The sequence below is a fragment of the Bacillus arachidis genome (assembly GCF_030285945.1).
Lineage (GTDB): Bacteria > Bacillota > Bacilli > Bacillales > Bacillaceae_G > Bacillus_A > Bacillus_A arachidis.
Genome location: NZ_CP127376.1, coordinates 2,841,041 through 2,859,918 on the forward strand (window position 1 = coordinate 2,841,041; position 18,878 = coordinate 2,859,918).

Annotated in this window: 18 protein-coding genes, 2 pseudogenes, 1 riboswitch and 2 other annotated features; of the genes and pseudogenes, 8 read left to right on the forward strand and 12 right to left on the reverse strand. The window is 35.2% G+C overall.

Annotated features, from left to right (window positions below):
* Positions 1-326 precede the first annotated feature (326 nt).
* The 3 genes and pseudogenes from QRY57_RS16200 to proB all read right to left on the reverse strand — a co-directional run.
* Positions 327-419 (reverse strand): annotated as a pseudogene (locus QRY57_RS16200) (DUF4180 domain-containing protein); the annotation flags it as partial.
* Position 420: 1 nt separating this feature from the next.
* On the reverse strand, positions 421-1,668 hold the full coding sequence (locus QRY57_RS16205; RefSeq protein ID WP_286015564.1) for a glutamate-5-semialdehyde dehydrogenase: 1,248 nt from the start codon (positions 1,666-1,668) through the stop codon (positions 421-423).
* 197 nt (positions 1,669-1,865) lie between these two features.
* Complete coding sequence (gene proB, locus QRY57_RS16210) at positions 1,866-2,969, reverse strand: glutamate 5-kinase (protein WP_208019077.1); 1,104 nt, start codon at positions 2,967-2,969, stop codon at positions 1,866-1,868.
* Between the two features lie 169 nt (positions 2,970-3,138).
* Positions 3,139-3,350, reverse strand: a binding site (T-box leader).
* A gap of 519 nt (positions 3,351-3,869) precedes the next feature.
* Between proB and proC the strand changes: the two genes are divergently transcribed.
* Positions 3,870-4,688, forward strand: coding sequence for a pyrroline-5-carboxylate reductase (proC, locus tag QRY57_RS16215; protein WP_286015565.1), 819 nt, complete (start codon positions 3,870-3,872; stop codon positions 4,686-4,688).
* Between the two features lie 431 nt (positions 4,689-5,119).
* Here proC and QRY57_RS16220 read toward each other — a convergent pair whose 3' ends face one another.
* From QRY57_RS16220 to QRY57_RS27300, 7 genes and pseudogenes are all read right to left on the reverse strand, one after another.
* Complete coding sequence (locus QRY57_RS16220; RefSeq protein WP_286015566.1) at positions 5,120-5,878, reverse strand: SDR family oxidoreductase; 759 nt, start codon at positions 5,876-5,878, stop codon at positions 5,120-5,122.
* Between the two features lie 99 nt (positions 5,879-5,977).
* Positions 5,978-7,633, reverse strand: a complete 1,656-nt coding sequence (locus QRY57_RS16225; RefSeq protein ID WP_286015567.1) for a putative ABC transporter permease subunit — start codon at positions 7,631-7,633, stop codon at positions 5,978-5,980.
* Positions 7,626-8,351, reverse strand: coding sequence for an ABC transporter ATP-binding protein (locus QRY57_RS16230; RefSeq protein ID WP_090690577.1), 726 nt, complete (start codon positions 8,349-8,351; stop codon positions 7,626-7,628). The genes QRY57_RS16225 and QRY57_RS16230 overlap by 8 nt, the downstream gene beginning before the upstream one ends.
* Positions 8,352-8,694: 343 nt before the next feature.
* Positions 8,695-8,889, reverse strand: a complete 195-nt coding sequence (locus QRY57_RS16235; protein WP_026592311.1) for a hypothetical protein — start codon at positions 8,887-8,889, stop codon at positions 8,695-8,697.
* Positions 8,890-9,152: 263 nt separating this feature from the next.
* Entirely contained in the window at positions 9,153-10,532 is a 1,380-nt protein-coding gene (locus tag QRY57_RS16240; RefSeq protein ID WP_286015568.1) for an aldehyde dehydrogenase, read from the reverse strand.
* A 202-nt stretch (positions 10,533-10,734) separates the two neighbouring features.
* Positions 10,735-11,238: a DM13 domain-containing protein gene (locus QRY57_RS16245; RefSeq protein ID WP_286015569.1), complete on the reverse strand. Its 504-nt coding sequence runs from the start codon at positions 11,236-11,238 to the stop codon at positions 10,735-10,737.
* An 89-nt stretch (positions 11,239-11,327) separates the two neighbouring features.
* Positions 11,328-11,588: pseudogene (locus QRY57_RS27300) on the reverse strand (sensor histidine kinase); the annotation flags it as partial.
* A 263-nt stretch (positions 11,589-11,851) separates the two neighbouring features.
* Here QRY57_RS27300 and QRY57_RS16255 point away from each other — a divergent pair.
* Positions 11,852-12,373 carry a P-loop NTPase family protein gene (locus tag QRY57_RS16255; RefSeq protein WP_286015570.1) on the forward strand — a complete coding sequence of 174 codons (522 nt, stop codon included), beginning with the start codon at positions 11,852-11,854 and terminating at the stop codon, positions 12,371-12,373.
* 144 nt (positions 12,374-12,517) lie between these two features.
* On the opposite strand, the gene QRY57_RS16260 is transcribed toward QRY57_RS16255, so the two are convergent.
* Together QRY57_RS16260 and QRY57_RS16265 are read right to left on the reverse strand one after the other, a co-directional pair.
* Positions 12,518-13,540: a tyrosine-protein phosphatase gene (locus QRY57_RS16260; RefSeq protein WP_286015571.1), complete on the reverse strand. Its 1,023-nt coding sequence runs from the start codon at positions 13,538-13,540 to the stop codon at positions 12,518-12,520.
* A 132-nt stretch (positions 13,541-13,672) separates the two neighbouring features.
* On the reverse strand, positions 13,673-14,506 hold the full coding sequence (locus tag QRY57_RS16265) for a hypothetical protein (RefSeq protein ID WP_286015572.1): 834 nt from the start codon (positions 14,504-14,506) through the stop codon (positions 13,673-13,675).
* 127 nt (positions 14,507-14,633) lie between these two features.
* Here QRY57_RS16265 and QRY57_RS16270 point away from each other — a divergent pair, with 127 nt between their 5' ends.
* The 6 genes from QRY57_RS16270 (at position 14,634) to QRY57_RS16295 (ending at position 18,789) form a co-directional block, all read left to right on the forward strand.
* Positions 14,634-15,473 (forward strand): DUF2785 domain-containing protein, encoded by an 840-nt coding sequence (locus QRY57_RS16270; RefSeq protein WP_286015573.1) that lies wholly within the window; start codon positions 14,634-14,636, stop codon positions 15,471-15,473.
* Positions 15,474-15,492: 19 nt separating this feature from the next.
* The gene (locus QRY57_RS16275) at positions 15,493-15,666 is read left to right on the forward strand and encodes a hypothetical protein (RefSeq protein WP_170833655.1); all 174 of its coding nucleotides are present in this window, start codon (positions 15,493-15,495) and stop codon (positions 15,664-15,666) included.
* A gap of 11 nt (positions 15,667-15,677) precedes the next feature.
* Positions 15,678-16,145 (forward strand): NUDIX hydrolase, encoded by a 468-nt coding sequence (locus tag QRY57_RS16280; protein ID WP_286015574.1) that lies wholly within the window; start codon positions 15,678-15,680, stop codon positions 16,143-16,145.
* A 112-nt stretch (positions 16,146-16,257) separates the two neighbouring features.
* Positions 16,258-16,468: a binding site (T-box leader), on the reverse strand.
* A gap of 136 nt (positions 16,469-16,604) precedes the next feature.
* The gene (locus QRY57_RS16285; RefSeq protein ID WP_286015575.1) at positions 16,605-17,759 is read left to right on the forward strand and encodes a 1-deoxy-D-xylulose-5-phosphate reductoisomerase; all 1,155 of its coding nucleotides are present in this window, start codon (positions 16,605-16,607) and stop codon (positions 17,757-17,759) included.
* Between the two features lie 142 nt (positions 17,760-17,901).
* Positions 17,902-18,363: a GNAT family N-acetyltransferase gene (locus QRY57_RS16290; protein ID WP_286015576.1), complete on the forward strand. Its 462-nt coding sequence runs from the start codon at positions 17,902-17,904 to the stop codon at positions 18,361-18,363.
* Positions 18,364-18,401: 38 nt separating this feature from the next.
* Positions 18,402-18,543: riboswitch (cyclic di-AMP (ydaO/yuaA leader) on the forward strand.
* Positions 18,544-18,645: 102 nt separating this feature from the next.
* Positions 18,646-18,789, forward strand: a complete 144-nt coding sequence (locus QRY57_RS16295) for a hypothetical protein (RefSeq protein WP_090690615.1) — start codon at positions 18,646-18,648, stop codon at positions 18,787-18,789.
* Positions 18,790-18,878 lie beyond the last annotated feature (89 nt).

An 18,878-nucleotide genomic window follows, 5' to 3' on the forward strand; every position in this document is an offset into this window, starting at 1 on the left:
TTTGAGATAATTTTAATATGGCTACAGCAAACTATCTTAACAGACATAGCAGGAAAACTATTGAGATAATGGTTTGACAAGTTCATTATATAACAAATATTAACATTCTAAGATTACATATTTGAAAATTATGCGAATTAAGAAATTAGGCCAATTTATTGTGTTATTATCCCTTGGAAAATCCACTTAAATCAATATATACATAATAAGAGATTACAAAAAATGTAAATATAGATAAATAGAGAAGACTATTTATTAAATGATTAGCCTAGAATACTACTTACTTTACTCTGCATCTACGGAGCTTAGTATAACCTTTCCATCTTCTACTTCAACGCGCTTAATTTTTCAATTGCCTGTTGCTCGGTTGGTAAGAAAAAGAAATCGTTTCCCTTGTTACATTCATAGATGAAATACTTCTTACCTCCGAATCTGTCCATTCCCACGAATCACATATTTTGTAGAAGTCAATGCAGACAGACCCATCGGTCCCCTAACATGCAGCTTTTGCGTGCTGATGCCGATTTCCGCACCGAAGCCAAATTCAAAGCCGTCAGTAAAGCGGGTCGAGGCATTATGATAGAGCGCCGCGGCATCGACGGACGTGAAAAACTTGCTGACGTTTTCCTCGTTCTCTGTAATGATCGCTTCGGAATGCATGGATCCATAAGTATTGATGTGGGTAATCGCTTCTTCAACAGAGGAAACCATTTTGACTGCCAACGTGAGAGACAAAAATTCTGTTTCCCAGTCTTCTTCTGAAGCGGGTACAAGAGAAGAATCAATTTCTAACACTTCCTTATCCCCACGTAGCTCCACTCCTCTTTCCTTCAAGAAAGAAAACAGCTCGGTACCAAATCGCTGCGCCCAATTCTCATGAAGTATAATTGTTTCAATAGCATTGCATACAGACGGACGCTGTGTTTTGGCGTTTACGATAATATCGAATGCCATCTGTTTATTCGCTGTTTCATCAATGAAAATGTGACAATTTCCCGCACCTGTTTCCAATACAGGAACAGATGCTTCTCTCACTACAGTATCTATCAACTGCTTGCCACCTCTTGGAATAAGAACATCCAAGTATTCGTTCAATGTAAATAACTGTTTTGCGCTATCTCGTGACGTGTCTTCAATGAGCTGTACACTCTCTGGAGGCAAGCTCGTTTGTTTGAGCGCCCGGTGAATCACAGCAACAATTGCTTTATTGGAATAAGCGGCGGAAGAACTACCTCTCAAGATCACTGCGTTGCCTGTTTTCAAGCAAATTGTAGCCGCATCCACCGTCACGTTCGGCCGCGCCTCGTAAATCATCCCCACAACACCGAGTGGCACGCGCATCTCCCGAATAGACAATCCATTCGGCCGTTCCCATGTAGCTACACATTCTCCGACAGGATCGCGCAAATCAATCAGCTGTCTGATTCCCGCTGTCATATCAATGATGCGCTGTTCGTTCAGCATAAGACGATCGAGGAGAGAGGCAGACATTCCTTTCGCTTTGCCTTGTTCGATATCTCGTTTGTTCTCCTCCAAAATGTAGGATGTCTCTTCTATCAATTGCTCAGCGATAGCCGCCAGTGCTTTATTTTTTTGATCAGTCGATTTGGTCACAAGCTCTCCAGCAATCTCTTTTGCTTTTTGTCCCTTTGTCAACACTTCATTCATTTTCGTTTCCTCCTTTTCAAAATTAAAAAGTATAAAATTTGAGGCGTGTTTAACTACTCCAACTTGTCACTACCATCCAAGACTCTTCTGCATAGATATTAGTTGAATCAATCGGAAGTTTAGAGCGAGTAAAGACAAACAACGCCTTTTAAGACGGAAAACCTTGTGTTCTTCACTTTAAGATCCCTCTCGGGATCTTAAAGTGAAACCCAATTATCTCTATGAATAACTTCATAGCTATGCCTTTCGCCTCGCGCTTGAATGTCATGGCTCTGCATACCTTTTAGATCCCGCAATTCCTCTGCACTATATCTACACTGTCCTTTTCCTATCACGCGTCCTTGCTCTGTGATGACCTCCACGACCTCGCCTGCTTGAAAGAACCCTGACACACTGGTAACACCGGCAGGAAGAAGACTTTTTCCATGCTGTATGATGGCAGCGGCTGCTCCGGCATCCACTTCGATTTGTCCGCTGACAAGCGAATGTAATGCGATCCATTGCTTGTTCACCTTGATTACTTTTGGAGTAGCGTTACCGATATACGTTCCATCTCCTTTCCCCTTCAAAACATCTAAAAACTTCTCCCGTCCACGTCCTGTTCCGATGAATACACTCGCTCCGAGAGATAGTGCCGTCTTTGCTGCATCGATTTTCGATTTCATGCCGCCCGTTCCAAGTTTTGAGCCAGCATCTCCAGCAAGAGTGGCGATTTCTTCCGTAACTTCAGGGAGAAAGTAATATTTTTTCGCGTCCGGATGTTTCTGGGGGTTCTGGTCATACAAACCGTTCACATCCGTAAAAATCATGAGCATATCCGCCGAAACAAGTCCACTTACTAAAGCTGACAACATGTCATTATCACCAAACGTTAGCTCCTCCAAAGAAATAGAATCGTTTTCATTGATTATAGGAAGAGCGGAGCGATTTAGTAACTCCACTAAAGTGGCGTAGGCATTGCTGTATTGTTCTTTTCTGGAAAAATCGCTTCTCGTCAGCAAAAGTTGCGAGGTAACGATCCCATATTTGCAGAATTCCTCCGTATACGCCTGCATTAACAGACTTTGCCCTACAGCCGCGGCAGCCTGTTTCCCTTTAATTGTCACAGGTCGGCCGGGATACCCGAGAGCGGAAAAACCTGCAGCGACGGCACCAGATGTAACCAGCAAGATTTCATGTCCTTCCTGCTTCAGTCGCGCCAAGGCGGCAACGTGATCTGAAAGCTGTTCTTTAGAGATGCCTCCATGATTAGCTGCCAAGGAACTGCTTCCGATTTTTACGACAATTCGTTGTTTTTTCACTTTTGTACCCCCTAGTCTAAAATCAAAGTTTTTTTGTAAAGTGCGTCTCTTTTTTTTCAAATGAAAACAAAATATGCTTCTATAACATGCAATTTTCAGCAAAGAATCCTTCACCAATGATGCCTATCTAGCAATAAAGAGCAAAATAAAAATGACCGTTCCGCCCTTAAAAAAGGACGAAACGGTCATTGTTCCGCGGTACCACCTTCATTGATATAAAATATATATCCGCTTGGCGCCTGTAACGCAGGCGTACGCCTAAACTTTCGTTTAAGACTCAGGGATAGGTTCGATACTTTCTATACGAGGAATCTTTCAGCCAGCGAATTCCACTCTCTTGCGTCAGAAGACATATGTACTAGTTCCCTTCAACGATTTTCAATTTAATTTTTTATACATTATGCGATATAATGTATTTTTGTGTCAAGAGATATTTTAGAAAATTAAGAAGGCAACAAGTTTTAAGCATTGAATTATGTACATACTGTATTAACATCACAATATCTAGAAAATGTTGATATAACTATACTTTATCTCTTGTTCATAAACATAAAGTTTTCTAAACATACATCTCTTAGCGTACACCAAAAGGAGTAATTCGTGTCTAAACATACAGATAGTGATACGTCCCTATTCTCCAAAATGATTTAAAATGTTTTGGAGTAGTTTATAACAAAAAAATTTAAGTTATAGAGAATGTACTTGTTTAGTGCAGAGTAAGAGTGATTTCTATATATTTTTGTATTGCAAAAAATAGTGTACTCTCTTAAAATGTGTTTTTATACTAATCTCTATATAGTTTATACGGTTTATTTCTTCTACACAGAATATCATTATTTTTTCAGAATAATATTTTTAAACCAATAAAATTTATAATAAAAGGAGCAAGAGCGAGTTATTATGAACAAACAAATAGGATTCATCGGATGCGGAAGCATGGGTATCGCTATGATAGGTGGCATGATTAACAAAAATATAGTTTCTTCAGATAAAATAATTTGTTCAGATTTAAATGTCATTAATTTAAAAAATACTAGTGATAAATATGGCATAACTACAACTACTGACAACAATGAAGTAGCTAACAATGCTGATATTTTAATTTTATCAATCAAACCAGACCTATACTCATCAGTAATTAACCAAATAAAAGAGAAGATAAAAAACGATGTAATAATCGTAACTATTGCTGCAGGAAAAAGTATTAAGAGTACTGAGGATGCTTTCGGCAGAAAGTTAAAGGTTGTTAGAGTAATGCCTAATACACCAGCCCTTGTTGGAGAAGGCATGTCTGCGTTATGTTCTAATGAAATGGTTACAGAAAAAGATTTAGAAGATATACTAGAGATATTTAATAGTTTTGGTCAAACAGAGATAGTAAATGAAAAATTAATGGATGTTGTAACATCTGTAAGTGGCTCTTCTCCTGCATATGTGTATATGTTTATAGAAGCCATGGCGGATGCTGCTGTACTAGATGGTATGCCAAGAGCTCAAGCGTATAAATTTGCAGCACAAGCTGTATTAGGTTCTGCAAAAATGGTACTGGAGACAGGAATACATCCAGGCACATTGAAAGATATGGTTTGTTCTCCAGGTGGAACGACAATAGAGGCTGTAGCAACATTAGAGGAAAAAGGCTTAAGAACGGCCATCATCTCAGCTATGAAACGTTGCACTCAAAAATCTGTTGAATTATCCAGTTCAACCAAAGAGTAAAAACTAAGTTTAAAGGAAACTGATTAAGGTATAAATGGACAAATTCATACCTACTTGAGTTTGTCCGTTTTGCTCTTTAATTATTTTAAGATAATTTTATGCAATCCTATTTTTATGTCCTGTTTGGTGCCTCTAGTCTTACAAAGCCCCCCCTTATTTTCCGCATAAGATCCCTCATAATTACCTTCATAAAAAAATGAGTTACTATATGTAGCATGTAAGGCGATTATCTCATGGGTTATTTACAAATAGATAGGAACATTTGGCACCTACTTATAAACGATATTTTTAAAAAACGACACTAAATCTCTTAGTATCGTTTTTATTTTTAAATTAATCCTCGATATATTGATCAGCCATAACTTTCGAATATATATTTCGGATACATACAATAAAAGTAACTACATTCCAAAACGACCTACCTTCTCTTATTAATAAAACCCACCATTTGAATGAATTACTTGTCCTGTCACCCATTTTGCTTCTTCACTTACTAAAAATGCTATTAAACGTGCTACATCTACTGGCTCCCCTATTCTACCTGCCGGAAATTTGTTTACTAAATATGCTTGCACTTCTTCAGTCATCCACCCTGTATTGGTCGGTCCTGGATCAACAGCATTCACAGTAATCCCCTTTTTCATCGCAACTGGTGCTACTGAGGTAGTAAAAGCTTCAATCGCTCCTTTCGTTGCTATATAAGCAAGCTCATTCGGCATTGGCCCTAGCGATTGTCCAGATGTAAGATTGACAATATTTCCACTCGTTTCAAACGTATAATTTTTAATAAATAATGAACTTAATAGCATCGTAGCGCGTACATTTACCGTATAATGTCTATCTAATTGTTCTACATCTAACTCTTCAACATTTGTATCCGTAGAATATGCAGCATTGTTAATCAAAATAGACGGCTCTCCTAATCGTTCTGATACCATATATAATAAACGGTTAGGGGAATAAGACTGCGCTAAATTCACCTCAGCCATTTCACATCGAACGCCATAATTTTCAACTTCTCTTTTCAATAAAAATGGTTCTTCATCATTCATGCTCCATGGCATTGCCTTATCATACCTAGGCCAGTACGTGAAAAATATATCGATACCTTTTTGCGCAAGTGCTGTGCAAATCGCTGCTCCAATTCCATTTAAACGTGTCGCTCCTGTAACAATTGCTATTTTCGTCACTTGTTTCTCCCCCTATTTTGCCTTCTCATAATTTCAAAACATAAATAGCATTTCTGACAAATAAATCCCCTGCATGAATACAGAGGATTTATCATTTTTTTATTTAATATTTGCTAGAATACGTTCTGCACTTAACTGTAAACTACGTGTTACTATTACATTTATAATAATAAACGCAATCAATAGAATACTAAACATGCCCCATATACCGATTCCAAAGAAGTAGTATAATCCAACAACCCCACCGACGATTACTAGATCCATCGCGATATTTGCAAGGAAATTCCATAGAGTTGTATACCTGCTTTTAAATAACTTCTGCTCTGAATCCCAATGTATATCCGCCGTTTGAGCGTCCCAACGTGTACCGATTAAATTCGTTAACCAAAGACCATTTGCACTTAGTAAAAACCATAACAACATAAAGAGTGGTGAAACACCGGCAACAATTGTCATGATAAGACCAAACACAGCTAAAATTGTTACATTTATAAGCCATGCTGTAAAAACTTTCGCAAAAAATATATCTGATGCCTTTACTGGTAAATAACGATTGACAAACCACGAACTCCCATCCCTAGAAAAAGATGTTGTTGCAATAACATTACTTCCCATTAAGAATAAACCTGCACAGAAACCTATGCCAAGAGCTAGCCCAGACCATTTTGGTTCTTCTATAAACTTAGTTAACCATTTTAAGCTCCCCTCCTGTACGAAAATTATAAAGAATAGCATAATTGGCATAACAAAAGTTTGCACAATACAATTTATAAAAAATTGTGGTGTACGGAATAAAATTTTAAACTCTTTTTTAACATAAGCTTTTATGTGTGAGCTTTGTACAGTTGATTTTTTTAAGTTTTCTGCCGAGATGGCCTCTTTTTTTGCGGTACTCGTTGACAGTCCAATAACTCCTTTTAAATACGTACGCTGTGCAACATAGAAAAACAATCCGAAAAACGCTAAAGAAATCGCTGCAAAAATCACAACGTATATAATCCCTTTCCAAGAAGCATTCTCTATTAACCCCATTGCACCAAAGTATGTAGTTGGAAAATAATTTGTCATCTGAACCAGTAAGGAAGATTGATGATCAGCAAAGTAATTTGCAAGTGCATCTCCTGATACTGCACTTCTGTTTCTCCATTGCATAAACACGTTAATGCCTACAATAAATAATAGAGTTAACAGCCCAATGAACATATTGCTACGATCTTTATTCTTAGCTATATTTGTATAACGCATAATAACCGTCATTAAGAGTGATGCAAGTACTAACGGAATAATAGGGAAAAATATGTAAATTAATAGTGCATATAAGTAATATGTAATAAGCGCGCCACTTTGCAAACCATATACAATAAAGATTGGAAATAAAATGAAAGATCCCATTATATATTGTGTGATTAATACAGTAATAAATTTAGCCGTAATAATTTGTGATGGTTGTAGTGGTAAAGGTAGTAAAGTTTCAACATCATTATTATAATAAAATACCGTTAAAATGTTCGTAATACTAATTACAAATACCCATATGCTCGCAACAGCTAATCCCATTCCAATTATCGATGTTTCTTGTCCGATTGATTTCATTCCTACATACATCCCATATGTAAGTGGGCCGATAAATATAAAGCCAGCGAATAATAATGCTAAAAATGAAAATGCATACGCCAACCGTTTCTTTTTATCCGTTATGACATCTGCATAATTTAATTTCAATAATACTTTTGTTAATGTCCAAATTTTATTCATTTCCAGTCATCTCCAAGAACATTTTCTCAAGTGATTCATTGGATTTAAAATGATCTCTCATTTCATTTAAATTACCTTGGAACTGCAAATTCCCCTTATTAATAATCGCTACTCGATCACATAATTTCTCGGCTACTTCTAGCACGTGTGTTGAGAAAAACACTGTTTTCCCTTTATCTGCATGCTCCCTCATCATCTGTTTTAAAATAAACGCTGATTTTGGATCAAGCCCTGTCATTGGCTCATCTAAAATCCATACATCCGGATCATGCAAAAGTACGCCAATAATAATAATCTTCTGTCTCATTCCGTGTGAATAACTTTGAATTTGATCTGACAAAGCATTATAAAGATCGAATCTCTCTGCTAAAAATTGAATTTTTTCCTGCCTAATTGCATTTGGCACCTCATACATATCAGCCATAAAGTTTAAATATTCTATCCCTTTTAATCGCAGAAACATATCTGGACTATCCGGAACATAGCCAAATGTTCGCTTTGCCTCCATAGGCTCTTTTGTCACATCTTTTCCGTTGACCAAAATTGTTCCTTTATCTATTGCATGAATACCTGTTACCATCTTAATTGTTGTTGATTTTCCAGCACCATTCGGCCCTAAAAATCCAAAAATTTCTCCACTCGGTACTGTTAAACTTAAATCTTTCACAGCATAGGAAGAACCATTGTAACTTTTTGATACATTTACAATTTCAATCATTTTATCCAATCCTTTCCTCATTTACCAATAAACTATATCTCTATTATAGCATACTTACATTTTAAGATTTTGTATTTTTCAGAATCGCATAAACCTCCATGAAATACCTTTATAATTTATCGGTGTATTCAGAAAAAACAATTCACTATTATTTCTATAGTAAATATACATATTCATTTTGATTTTTCAATATGTAAACTACGGCTATGAAAATAAAAAAAGAATCCCACTCGTTTCCTCCATTTGGGCGCACATAGCATAAGGGGATAAGAGTATAAGAAACACTGACCACAGATGTTCTCTCCACCTAAAAGGAAAGTTTTATATCAGTGTTTCATATTCTTTATCCATTAAAATATATATATAAACCTAGACCAACAATTAAAACAACTGCTAACAAAAGGTAAATCATTGTAAGTCTCGTAATATTTCCTTTCGTTGATTTACCATAATTTTCATCCCCATTTTTTCCAACCACTATCGTTCCAACAACTATTACTGCCACTATCATTAACATAATTAGCATCCACTTAATCATACGTTTCTCCCTCCCTTCCTCTTGCAACCATTTTACGATATTTTTACTGTCTATAACTTGAAAATATTATCATTTTTCTGAACTTTAATATTTTTCCTACTCTTCATTTACATTTACCTACTTGTTCTTACGTTAGATTCTTTATTTGTACAATACACTCATGGATACAATGGATTAGGTTGACAAGATAAAGGGAATCCATTCTCCTGGATTCCCTTTATGATTTCTTCTTTACTATCAACAGTAATGTTTAACAGAGCGTATTACTTAAAAATCTTTCGCAAAATTTCAATTTTGTTCCTATAGGGCGGAAATACCAATCCTAACTCTACCCTTGAACTTTTCTTTAAAATGCTTTTATGATGAGTAAAAGCATCAAAACTATGTTTCCCATGATAGGCACCGAACCCTGCATTTCCTACTCCACCAAAAGGTAAGTGTAGATTGGCCATATGTGACATTGTATCGTTGACGCACCCTCCTCCAAAAGAGATTCGCCCTAATACCTGTTTTTCAACATTTTTATTTTCAGTAAACACATACAAAGCTAACGGTTTCGGTTGGTTGTTAACCATATGAATGACTTCATCTAAATCATTGTAATCCATAATTGGTAAAATCGGTCCGAAAATTTCTTCTTTCATAGCTGCAGCATCCCATGAATTTACCTCAAGAATTGTTGGTTCAATATATAAATGACTTCTAGATGAATTTCCACCAAATACTATATAATTTCGATCTTGTTCTAATATAGAAATAAGTCTATCGAATTGTCTCTCATTAATAATTCGACCGTAATCATTGCTTTTTAATACATCTGATCCATAAAAGCTTGTGATGATTTCTTTCATTTTCGAAATCAGTTTTCCCTTGACAGATTTGTGTACAATAACATAATCAGGTGCAATACAAGATTGCCCAGCATTTATGAATTTCCCCCAGATAATACGTTTGGCTGCTATATCCAGGTTAGCTGTTTCATCGACAATAGCTGGTGCTTTTCCACCAAGTTCTAATGTTACTGGTACAAGATTTTTCGCCGCAGCTTCCATGACAATTTTTCCGACTTGAACGCTACCAGTAAAAAAAATATAGTCAAATGGTGCATGAATCAATAAAGAAGTTGTTTCTCTGTCCCCTTCAATTACACGAATATATTGCTTATCAAACGTTTCACTTATTATTTTGTTAATTACAGCTGCAACGTTTGGAGCATTTTCTGAAGGTTTGAGAACTACACAATTTCCTCCCGCAATTGCCCCGATAAGAGGTTCAATTAATGATTGGAATGGATAATTAAAAGGTCCAATAATTAGTACTGTACCATATGGCTCTTTTATTATGTAGCTTTTGGAAGGTAAAAAATGCATAGGTGTTTTTACTTTTTGAGGCTTCATCCACCGTTTTAGATATTTCATTATAAAATTGATACTGTTAAAGACGAAACCAATTTCTGCAGCATACGCTTCAAATTCGCTTTTGTGTAAATCTTGATATAATGCACTCAGCACTTCATTTTCATATTTTTGAATAGATTTTTTTAATTTTTCTAATTGTTCAAGACGAAATTGAAGACTTCTTGTATAATCATTATGAAAAAATTGTTTATGCTCTTGAATTAGTTGTGGAATATTATCAACCATTAGGAAATCCCTCCAATAGCAAGAAATTATTTGATTTCACTGAATTTCAAGCTACATATTTTAGAATAAAGTTTGATTACAAATGTTTTATAAACCTTGATTCTAAATAAGGTACTTTAGCAATAACTATTCGTACAGTTTACAACATCATTAACATACTCTTATACATTTCCTTGTAGGCTATATTTATATTAATATCATCCTATATCTCTTTTTGCTTCTCAAAATGAGCCATACCAAAATTTTCATTAAATCTCTTACACCATATAGAAACTAAACCATATGCATTGATATCTAAACCTTCAGGAATTTCATAGTTTTGAGATCCTTTATTCCCCTTTAAATTACCTAATTCAATATACTGATAGTTTTTAACATCTTCATTATTCTTTAAACTTTTCGTAGGAACCAATACCACTCGAACATCTGGACCATTAGAAGTTTCAAAATCAGTCAGTCTTAGAACACGCTTTCCATCTGGTAGTTGATAAATTGTTGCTACTCCATTCGTTTTATGAACACCATTCTGAAACTGCCCTTTACTTATTACACGTTGTTGTTGATCTTCTTTTGATTTTATTTCTGCTTGTGGAAATACTTCGTTAATTTGCTTATCAATAAATAATTTTTCAGGACGGAATAAAAACCATAAAAATCCCCCAACTATTATTATTCCTCCAATAAACAATACATGTTTTGTTTTCATAAAATAAAAACCCTCCTGTAACATAGTGCTTGTATGTATGTTAACAAGAAGGTCTATCATTTCTATATCATAACTATTACAAAAGTCTTTCAATCAGCTCTTTTTTCTGACATAACGGGAAGCGTAAACCGAAATTCACATCCGGAAGATCCCGAACACCAATTTCTCCCTTATGTATTTCAGTTAGCGATTTTGCAATCACTATTTCGAGTCCAGACCCTTCTGATTGTGAACTTCTTGATGGATCCATTCTGAAAAAACGTTCAAATATACGCATTTGATCATGTGAGCAATCCCTTGCCATTCATCATGGAAAGTGAATTGGCTTGCTGTTTTTGTTTATTTTGGTCTGTGTAGAAGGCAGCTCTCTCTTCTCTAGTTTCATTCGAATCTTAAAAATAGTTATACAAAAAGAGAAACAACGACAGAGGTTAATAAGAGGTCTGCCCCTCTATTTTTTCAATTTTAAGCAGATATTTTTTTGATAATACGTTATTAAAGCTTCTGTATGTTATTTTTACAATTTTTTAAGTTATCTAACAGACTAAAAGTAGATACCCTGTGACTAGGCCTGTTAAAATTTACTTAAACTATTCGTTTTAAGGAGGTTCGTATGAAAACAACGTTAGTAATTATTCGCGGAAACTCAGGTTCAGGAAAAAGCACAGTAGCACGGCAACTACAATTACTCCTAGAAGGCACTTTATTAGTTCCACAAGATGTAGTTCGTAGAGATATGCTTCGTGTGAAAGATACTGTCGGGAACTTGTCTGTTGAACTCATCAAACAAACCGCACTGTACGGTATCGGTAAAGTGAACTATGTAATTGTAGAAGGTATTCTAAGCACTCATAAGTACAAAACTATGCTTACAGAACTAATTGATACATTTGAAGAAAGTTATATCTATTACTATGACATTTCTCTCAAAGAAACAATAACTCGGCATAAAACCAAACCCAACGCTGCTGATTTTGGCGAAGCTGAACTAACAGCTTGGTACACTGATAAGGATTTTCTAGACTCACCAAACGAGAAAATCATTTCCGAAACCATGTCAGTAGAAGAAACCGTTAAAATGATCATCTCTGATATTCGGGTTGTTTCTAAAGCATCAGAAGGCCATTTTCACTAATACACTGAAAAAGTGGTGACAAAAGTATGGTTGCTGGAATAATCCACTACTTTACACTCTATGACAGCAACCCTGTCACTAGGCCTATTTTGATGACCTTTTAAAGCTGATGTAACAGGATTTCCTACCAAAACTAATTACAGTTTACTTCTCTTCTAGTAACAATGTTTTCATATTTTCTAATTGTTCTTTTGAAAAACCAAGTCCTTTTTCAGCATATATTTCAACACTGCCAAACTTACGAGCAATCTCATCAATTGCTGCCTGTAAATAATCAGCACGAGCTTCAAACATAGCTCCTAATATTTCTTTACTTTCCTCATTTTGTAGCTTCGCGCCTAAAAATTCCATCATTTTTTGATTTAACTTTTCACGGAATCCATTACTTAATAAATAGTCTTGCATTACCGTTTCTTCTGAGACACCAAGAAGAAGTAATAATAGTGCCGAACCAAATCCAGTTCGATCTTTCCCAGCAGTACAATGGTTAACTAGTGGTAAATTTTCTTGATCTTGAGCAAGCTGTAGAAAACCAATAAATGCTTCATTACCTTCTACAAAGCCCTTATTCATTTTCACTAAATATTCACCTGGTTTTCCAAGCATTGATAAATCTCCCACTTGGAAAAATTCATTAATATTTAAATCTTTTGCTATATCTTGCATGACCGGTAAACAAACTTGACGAACACCAGCAATGCTCGGATTTGGTTTATGCGTCACTTCAAAATCTGTTCGATAATCACAGATTAGTTTTAAACTAGACTGTTGTAAATAAGCAATATCCGATTCTGTTAACCCTGCTAATTCTTCGGAACGATATAATTTCCCCCACTTTACTTTGCGACCGTCACTTGTATCATAGCCACCTAAATCACGGAAATTAAACGCTCCTTGTAATGGTAAACGGCGCTCAGCTACGGTAACTGTTTGTCCATTACTTGCTACTAACCGGAAATACGGACGCATGTTTGGACTCGGATCTGCTATTGTACATGAAGCTGCTCCAGTGACATGTAATAACAATTGTCCATTTTCCTCAATATGTTCTGATGAAGTACTCCAATAAATAGTCACTTCTCCTACTCCATCTTCCCATTCAATATGTAAGGTATTCTCTAGATTCCGTTCTACACTTGCTTGTAACCAATCTTTTTGTTGTTCCATATTGTCACCAATACTTTCTTTATATAATCCGTTATATGAAGCAATAATCTATTATATTATATTGTATTGTAATGTAAATATAATAGCTCTGTTCTGACTATATTTATGACATTCCCTTGCCTTTCTTTAAGATTAAGAAAAGATTTCTTTTACTTTTATGAGTGTTGTAGATGGAATACCACGAAATACGTATGCAATCTGCTCGTCACCTAAATTTTGATATACAACTGTACCACGCTGAGGATGGGAGTAGAATTCTAACCCATTGATCATTTTCATTCGGCTATAATTTTGAATCCACGACAATACTGGATAATAATTGTGCTGTGAATGACGACACGCCCAAAGAGCATATAGTTGTTCCTTTACATCCCAGTATACATATTGTATTTCATCATCCCCAAAACCAACTGATTCGAGTTTCCATTCATCTGGGGTTGTAATTGGTAAAGAGTCAAATTGCACTTCATTTGGTAAATGCCACTTACTACATCTACTTATTTCACCACAAATTTGTGCTCTTGCCTGAAAACTTAATTGGTGAAATGGTTTATTTACTTGTTTTTTTGCTTTCTCTAATTCTAATGGTTGTAAACCTTCCAAGAACTTTTCCATTTCTTGTTGCTCTATAAAGCCTTCATCAATTGAAATTTCAATCTGCGTTTTCCATTTAGAAATGACATAACTAACTTTACCTTTATAATTCACACCTCTCCAATATACGAGGGCATTATACTGAAAACATTCACCTTGTGCTTGATACATACAACTATCCGGAAATGTCGGCTCCATTATATCAAGAAAAAATTCTTTTACGCGAAACACTCCTGTTGGTGTAAAAACTTGAAACCAAAGTGTTTCCCATTTCTCTCCTTCACTCCGCTCCGATACATTTTTAATATGCCACCCATCAAATAATACGACTGGGTATAGCGCAACCATATGTTCCAGTTTTTGTTTTAGCATAATAAACTCCCTCCTTATTAACTACTTCGGGAGAAGTTATTCTTTATCCTTGCACGAGCAGGATTGTCTTCGAATATATAGAATATTAGGAAACGATGCATTACGAAAGCATAGAGGAGGAACAGCTTTGGATATCATTACACTGCAACAACAGTTGGAACTCATTCAGCTAAATGACTATATACAGATACAGAGTATCGACCTTGATGAGTTAAGTTCCCATATGATTCAAAACATCGGAACCACTGATAGCTACGTGCGTGATCAATTAATATATAAATGTTTTGCACATTTTATTCAAAATGAATTCCTATCCCATGATCAATTGGAGACTTTATTAACAACCTGTCTAAGTAACGATTACTTATACAAAGACATTGCCTCTCCAAATACAGATGGAGTTTTCACACGTTCTTATACCACTTTATTAATTGGTTTAATTATACAGTTCGATAATTCTCATTCATTTTTATTACAAGAAACAGTGCAAGAAGTAAAAGAAAAGCTCATTACGTATATGAATCTCGAAATAGATTACCGTGGATGTGTACAAGATAAAGGCTGGGCTCATAGCATTGCCCATGCATCTGATGCCTTTAACGAACTCGTACACAGTTCACATATTACCTGTTCTTGCTATGAAGAGATTGCTCATTGTATATTAAATAAAATTTTCATTTATTCTACTGTATATCATAATAATGAAGATGAAAGAATTGTAACTCCCCTCCTATCTATGCTTTATTATGACTTTCCAAGAGATCAACTTTTTTCGATTATCTATAAAAAAATAAAACGGTTACCACAATTCAAAGTCAGACTTTCTTGTCATGAATACTTCATATTATGTGCAAATATAAAAACTTTTTTACGCACCTTGTTTTTCAGAACAAAAATAGATTCGAACCTTACTTCTGTAGCCAATCAAGCCGAAAAAATGTTGAGAGAATTACCGAAATATTGTTAATGATACAGGAGCATACATAATGTACATGCAATCTATACAAAAGCCATTAAATCTCATCATTAGGATTGTCAAATCAAAACGATTACTTGCTACATACCAAGCAAGAAGAGAACATTCTGCACCTATTTTGAAAAAACTTGGCTTTACAGAATATGAAACGTATTTACAATTCGCAAAAAATCTAAATTTATAAGGAGTAAAAAAATGGGATACATTGAAGACATACGAAAACTCGTAGGGAATCATCCGCTTATCATAACTGGTTCACACGTTATGATTTTAAATGAACAACATGAAATCTTGCTTCAACTTCGCACCGATTTTAAGATGTGGGGCATTGTTGGTGGAGCTCTTGAATATGGAGAAACATTAGAAGAAGCTGCCAAAAGAGAAGTATATGAGGAAACTGGACTTATTATAAAAGATTTAGAACTCTTTCATACTTTTTCGGGATCTGAATTATTTCAAACATACCCAAACGGCGATCAAGTATATGGTGTCATGGTTGTTTATGTTTGCCGAAATTATGAAGGTGATTTACAATGCGCTCCTAACGAGTCAAAAGAATTGCGTTCCTTTCCATTTCATACACTACCACATAATATAGGCACTGTACCAAAAATGATTATTGAGCAATTTCAACAATCGTTTGCAATAAAAACAAGTAAATAGTTGCCAAAAGGCGTTCCGAAATGCGGGTAACCAGTTAGCTTAATTTCTGTTAACATTATTTTCTTCCCATTCTGACTCCCCCTTTCCAAAATGAAAAGATCCCCTCATCCTAGAAAAGGACGAGGGACTCCCGCGGTACCACCTTTATTAGCTACAGTTATAGCTCACTTGATGCTTCTTTAACGTGAAGCGAATCGCCCTAGCTTACTTATTTCAGCCAGAAGGTCCAAAGTCCATTCCATATTCATCCCTTACTGATTTTCACCAAATACCGTCTCTCTGTGAAGTTCTAAATATGTACTCTTCTCTATCATTGCTTTTGTTTATTTTTCACATTTTACTACATGTATTTTTCTGATAAACATAAATATTCCGTTTTACGCAGCAGGACTTTCACTTTTTTTATCTAATTATATATAGGTTTGCGGAAAATGATTCTACAACTTTGGAGGAGTTATCATGGTAAAATATATTTCGATTCTTGGTTCAACTGGTTCAATTGGTACGTCTGCATTAGATGTAGTCGCTGCACATCCTGAACACTTTAAAATTATTGGTTTAACAGCAGATCACAATATTGATATTCTTGAGAAACAAATACATACATTCCATCCTCGTATTGTTAGCGTGGGTACAAAAGAATTAGCAGATACACTTCGCAAACGAATTTCTGCTGATACGAAAATTACTTATGGAGAAGACGGATTAATTGAAGTTGCAACTCATCCTGATTCTAATCTTGTATTAACTTCCGTTGTCGGCGTCTCTGGACTGCTTCCAACTATTGAAGCATTAAAAGCAAAAAAAGATATTGCCATTGCTAACAAAGAAACATTAGTTGCAGCTGGGCATATCGTGACAGAGTTAGCTAAACAAAATAACTGCCGTTTAATCCCCGTAGATAGTGAACACTCTGCTATTTTTCAATGTTTAAATGGTGAGAATAACAAAGAAATCGAAAAACTAATTGTTACAGCTTCCGGCGGTGCATTTCGAGATAAAACACGTAATGAGATGGAAACTTTACAAGCTAAAGATGCTTTAAAGCACCCAAATTGGTTGATGGGAGCAAAACTAACAATTGATTCCGCTACATTAATGAACAAAGGTTTCGAAGTTATGGAAGCACGTTGGTTATTTGATATTTCTTATGAAAAAATTGATGTTTTAATTCATAAAGAAAGTATTATTCATTCTTTAGTTGAATTTATAGATGGATCTATGATGGCACAGCTCGGTGCTCCTGACATGAGGATGCCTATTCAATATGCGTTCCATTATCCAACTAGATTACCGTCCTCTTATAAAAAGTTAAATTTATTAGAAGTCGGTAGCTTACATTTTGAAAAACCAGATTTAAAGAAATTTCCTTGTCTACATTATGCCTACGAATCTGGAAAGATTGGCGGAACCGCACCTGCAGTCTTAAATGCCGCGAATGAAATTGCAAATGCGCTATATTTACAAAATGAAATTTCATTCTTTGATATAGAAAAAACAATTTACTCTACACTTGAAGCTCATCATAATATCATAAACCCATCTTTAGAGGCTGTACTAGAAGCCGATCGTTGGGCTCGTGAATATGCAAACGAATTATTAATTGGAAAATGAAAAAAAGAGCTAAAACAGACACATTCTGCTTTAGCTCTCCTCTTTACGTGTTCAATTTAATAAATCTATAGCAATGCGTAGCAAATACTTTTAAGATCACTAAGGTAATAGATTACTAACTGTTAAAATGGGAGGTTTATTCATGATTAATAAATTACTTATCACTTCTTTTGATGTGGCTTCAGCTATTTTAGCAATTCAAATTCCTGCATATGAAATTGAAGCAACGTACATAAACAGCACGGCAATCCCGCGTTTATACGATACTGTAGAAGATATCCAAAATTGTAACGAAACATTTTATGGATACACCTTAGAAAATAAACTAATAGGCTTTATTTCTTTTGTAAATAAAGGGACAATTATTGATATCCATCGTCTAGTTATATCACCTGACTATTTTCATAGAGGAATCGCAACAAAGTTACTCCTTCATTTATTTAGCATATGCTCTGAAACAAGTAAATATATTGTACAAACAGGGAAAGCAAACATCCCTGCGCTTTCTTTATATAAAAAACACGGATTCATTGAAATAACAGATATTGTTTTACCTGACGGACTCGTTCTTACGAAATTAGAAAAATCAGAAAAACCTAAATAATTTGACTTTATTTACGAGTTATGTTATTTTATTTTTTATAAAACCTTTTGCTGAATCCAATTTTTGGAACGGGGGAACCATCTATGTAGCCGATGCTACTTGGGGCGAATCTTTTTTAAGTAGGGATACTCTCACTTCCCGAGTCCGACAGCTAACCTCGTAAGCGTAATGGGAGAGAGAGGGTGCTTTTTACTTATGTTACACAGTATCCCTCCTTAGCTATAAAGTTTATGGTATCGATATCATTAGAAACCTATATTTATAGCAAAGGAGACTTGTACAATGTTACGTTTATCAGATCATGAGATGAAAATGATGGAACAGCGTATGCGATTAGAGCAGCAACGTACGTATCAAGCAAACAAAGTTGTGGATAGTTTACATCACAAATATTTTTTTCAACATATTTTCCAGCCGAAAAGATGAAGTGAAATTCTTGCGCATATAAAATGATTTATACGTACAGTATAACTAAACATGAAAAAAGCTTTGCTACTACAGCAAAGCTTTTTTCT

Excerpts from the sequence above, each read along its gene's own strand:
- QRY57_RS16205 (WP_286015564.1), bottom strand. The coding sequence starts at position 1,668 with ATGAATGAAGTGTTGACAAAGGGACAAAAAGCAAAAGAGATTGCTGGA.
- proC (WP_286015565.1), top strand. The coding sequence starts at position 3,870 with ATGAACAAACAAATAGGATTCATCGGATGCGGAAGCATGGGTATCGCT.
- QRY57_RS16225 (WP_286015567.1), bottom strand. The coding sequence starts at position 7,633 with ATGAATAAAATTTGGACATTAACAAAAGTATTATTGAAATTAAATTAT.
- QRY57_RS16230 (WP_090690577.1), bottom strand. The coding sequence starts at position 8,351 with ATGATTGAAATTGTAAATGTATCAAAAAGTTACAATGGTTCTTCCTAT.
- QRY57_RS16235 (WP_026592311.1), bottom strand. The coding sequence starts at position 8,889 with ATGATTAAGTGGATGCTAATTATGTTAATGATAGTGGCAGTAATAGTT.
- QRY57_RS16240 (WP_286015568.1), bottom strand. The coding sequence starts at position 10,532 with ATGGTTGATAATATTCCACAACTAATTCAAGAGCATAAACAATTTTTT.
- QRY57_RS16245 (WP_286015569.1), bottom strand. The coding sequence starts at position 11,238 with ATGAAAACAAAACATGTATTGTTTATTGGAGGAATAATAATAGTTGGG.
- QRY57_RS16255 (WP_286015570.1), top strand. The coding sequence starts at position 11,852 with ATGAAAACAACGTTAGTAATTATTCGCGGAAACTCAGGTTCAGGAAAA.
- QRY57_RS16260 (WP_286015571.1), bottom strand. The coding sequence starts at position 13,540 with ATGGAACAACAAAAAGATTGGTTACAAGCAAGTGTAGAACGGAATCTA.
- QRY57_RS16265 (WP_286015572.1), bottom strand. The coding sequence starts at position 14,506 with ATGCTAAAACAAAAACTGGAACATATGGTTGCGCTATACCCAGTCGTA.
- QRY57_RS16275 (WP_170833655.1), top strand. The coding sequence starts at position 15,493 with ATGTACATGCAATCTATACAAAAGCCATTAAATCTCATCATTAGGATT.
- QRY57_RS16280 (WP_286015574.1), top strand. The coding sequence starts at position 15,678 with ATGGGATACATTGAAGACATACGAAAACTCGTAGGGAATCATCCGCTT.
- QRY57_RS16285 (WP_286015575.1), top strand. The coding sequence starts at position 16,605 with ATGGTAAAATATATTTCGATTCTTGGTTCAACTGGTTCAATTGGTACG.
- QRY57_RS16290 (WP_286015576.1), top strand. The coding sequence starts at position 17,902 with ATGATTAATAAATTACTTATCACTTCTTTTGATGTGGCTTCAGCTATT.
- QRY57_RS16295 (WP_090690615.1), top strand. The coding sequence starts at position 18,646 with ATGTTACGTTTATCAGATCATGAGATGAAAATGATGGAACAGCGTATG.